3 protein-coding genes and 1 pseudogene are annotated in these 2,341 nt (G+C 69.8%); 1 reads left to right on the top strand and 3 read right to left on the bottom strand.

Annotated features, from left to right (window positions below; all coding sequences use genetic code 11):
• On the bottom strand, nt 1–423 hold a 423-nt coding region (locus ACR2JA_RS04515), incomplete at its 3' end, for an FAD-dependent monooxygenase (RefSeq protein ID WP_434007925.1).
• 123 nt (nt 424–546) lie between these two features.
• On the opposite strand from ACR2JA_RS04515, the gene ACR2JA_RS04520 reads away from it, so the two are divergent.
• Nucleotides 547–873, top strand: coding sequence for a DUF1840 domain-containing protein (locus ACR2JA_RS04520; RefSeq protein ID WP_434007926.1), 327 nt, complete (start codon nt 547–549; stop codon nt 871–873).
• 117 nt (nt 874–990) lie between these two features.
• Here the strand turns inward: ACR2JA_RS04520 and ACR2JA_RS04525 are convergent, their stop codons facing one another.
• Together ACR2JA_RS04525 and ACR2JA_RS04530 are read right to left on the bottom strand one after the other, a co-directional pair.
• Nucleotides 991–1,473 (bottom strand): CZB domain-containing protein, encoded by a 483-nt coding sequence (locus ACR2JA_RS04525; RefSeq protein WP_434007927.1) that lies wholly within the window; start codon nt 1,471–1,473, stop codon nt 991–993.
• Between the two features lie 148 nt (nt 1,474–1,621).
• A pseudogene (locus ACR2JA_RS04530) lies at nt 1,622–2,341 on the bottom strand (DNA alkylation repair protein); the annotation flags it as partial.

The raw sequence follows: 2,341 nt of genomic DNA on the forward strand, positions 1-2,341 counted from the left end.
GTCGGCGTCGTACTGCTGGGCCAGCGCCTGGTCGTCGGTCACGTCGGTCTCGAACACCAGGTTCACGCCCAGCGCCTGGCAGCGTTCCTGCAGGATGTTCAGCAGCCGCTTGCGGCCGATGCCAATGAAGCCGTGGCCGCCGGAGCGCACGCTGGCGCCCTTGTAGAACACCTCGATGTCGTCCCAGTGGTTGAACGCGTCGGCCATCTGCTGGGCCGATTCCGGGTCGGCCCGGCGCAGGTTCTGCAGCGTCTGGTCGGAAAACACCACGCCCCAGCCGAAGGTGTCGAACGGCCGGTTGCGTTCGACCACCGTCACCTCCAGCGCCGGGTGCCGTCGCTTCATGAGCAGGCCGAAATAGAGGCCCGCCGGGCCACCACCGATGCACAGGATGCGCCGCAGCGCTGGAATGGGAGTGTTCATGTCTGATTAGTTTAGACATGAAGCAAATCCGGCCAATCGGGTTTACCCGGACCGGTTTGATCTGTGTGGTGTCTTTTGTCGGTTGGCGGTGCAAAAATGGCTCGAACCCTTCAGGAGAACCGCATGTCCCTCTACCGTTTCAAGTCCCGCGAAACCAGCGATCTGGTCATGCTCAAACCACACGGTCAGCGCATCCTGGAGGTGCTGGGCAAAGACCCCGAGGGGCCCGGCATCATCCAGCCCGCGGACATGGCCAACGCCGTGCAAGCATTGCGCGCCGCGGCCGACGCCGAAGAAGCCGAGCAGCAACGCCTGAAAGAGGAAGCGCAGGCGCGCGGCGAAGTGCCGCCCGAATTCGATCAGGTCAGCCTGCGCCTGCGCAGCGTGCCCTTCATCGAGATGCTGCAACGCTGCGAAAAGGCCCGGGTGGACGTGGTCTGGGGCGTCTGACGCCCGCGCAGCGGTGGAGCGTTGGAGCAACGGGCCGGCCGCCGGGCCGCCCCAAGGCAGGCCAAGCCCCCTCGGGGGGCAGCGACCCGCGTCAGCGACGGAGCGTGGGGGCCACTGCTACCCCGCCTTCTGCATGTCCCGCAGCAGGCCCAGCACCTTCGCGCGGCTGCGCTCGAAGTCGGTGTTGAGCAGCGTGCTGGCCAGGTCCATGCGACCCTCGGCGGCCAGCTTCAGGGCCTCGTCGGCCAGTTCATGAAAGTGCTGGTGCGCCCGCACCAGCTCGGCAAACAGCGGGTGCGTACCCGGTGTTCGGGTGGCAGCCCGGGCCAGCCACTGGCCCAGCTCGCTGTCGTCGGCGCCGGGCAGCAGCCGCGGCGGCGGGGTTTCGGATTGGTTGACCAGTCCCAGGTGGTCGTTGAATTGCACGCACCACTCCAGGTGGTGGATCAGGGCGCCCTGCAGCTCCAGCCGGTCCAGCCGCGGGGCGGCAGGTGGCGGTTCGGCCGCGAACGCACCCTTGTATGCCTCCCCATGGCCGGCCGACGGGGCCTGGTCTGTGCGCGATCGGCGCAGCAATTGAAACAGTTTGTTAAGCGACATGGCGCCGCGACTGTAGGCGCGCGGCGGTCGCTGTTCAGGTGCCCAGCGCGAAGAAAGTGCCCTTGCGGTGAACCCGTCACCCCATGTTGGCGGCCACGCATCACACCTGTGACGCATCGCACGGTCGGGCGCCGTGTGGTCAGTGGGTTCAGGCCCGCAGTTCAAACGCGCCGGCGGCCACCGCCACACCGTTCACCAGCAGCCCCACCTGGTGCGTGCCGGGGTAGAGCGTGCGCGTGGTCACCGGGCGCAGGCTGTGGCATTTGGCCAGTGCCCGGGTCTCGCCGGGCGCCAGCGTCAGCTTCCATCCCTTGAACACCTTGGGCGACGTGCCCCCGTTGGCGCGCACGTGGTGCACCGCGTAGTCCACCACCAGGTCCTGTGGCGCCCGCGCGGTGGAGGTCAGCGTCACGGCCAGGTCGACGCTGCCGCCCACCGCCGCGTGCGGGGCCGACAGGGCCAGCGTGGCCGTGCCGCGCAGGCCCTGTTCCAGGCCCCAGGCGGCCAGCGTGGGCGCGTGCCCCTGCTTGACCAGGCCGCGGCTGGCGTGCCGCAGCAGGGCGGTGCGGCGCGCGTCGGCCCCGGCCCGGTGCAGGGCCACCCAGCCGGCCACCAGGTCGGCATGGTCCTTGGCGATGTCGTTGAGGTGGTTGGCCACGCTGCGGCGCACGTAGCCGCTGGGGTCGTCCTGCAGGGCGCGCAGCAGCGGCAGCGTGGGCGCCGGGTCGGTCACCAGCGCCTGCAGGCGCAGGCCCCCGGGCAGGCGCGGGCGGCGGCCTTCGCTGACCAGGCGGCGCACGTGGGCGCTCGGGTCCTGCGTCCAGCGGGTCAGCGTGTCAAACACCAGCGCCGGGTGGTCGCGCACAAA

It is taken from the genome of Hydrogenophaga sp., assembly GCF_051007235.1.
In the GTDB taxonomy this organism is placed as follows: domain Bacteria; phylum Pseudomonadota; class Gammaproteobacteria; order Burkholderiales; family Burkholderiaceae_C; genus Hydrogenophaga.

What these genes read in the sequence shown, in the direction of transcription:
- ACR2JA_RS04525 (WP_434007927.1), bottom strand. Translation starts at nt 1,473, where the DNA reads ATGTCGCTTAACAAACTGTTTCAATTGCTGCGCCGATCGCGCACAGAC.
- ACR2JA_RS04520 (WP_434007926.1), top strand. Translation starts at nt 547, where the DNA reads ATGTCCCTCTACCGTTTCAAGTCCCGCGAAACCAGCGATCTGGTCATG.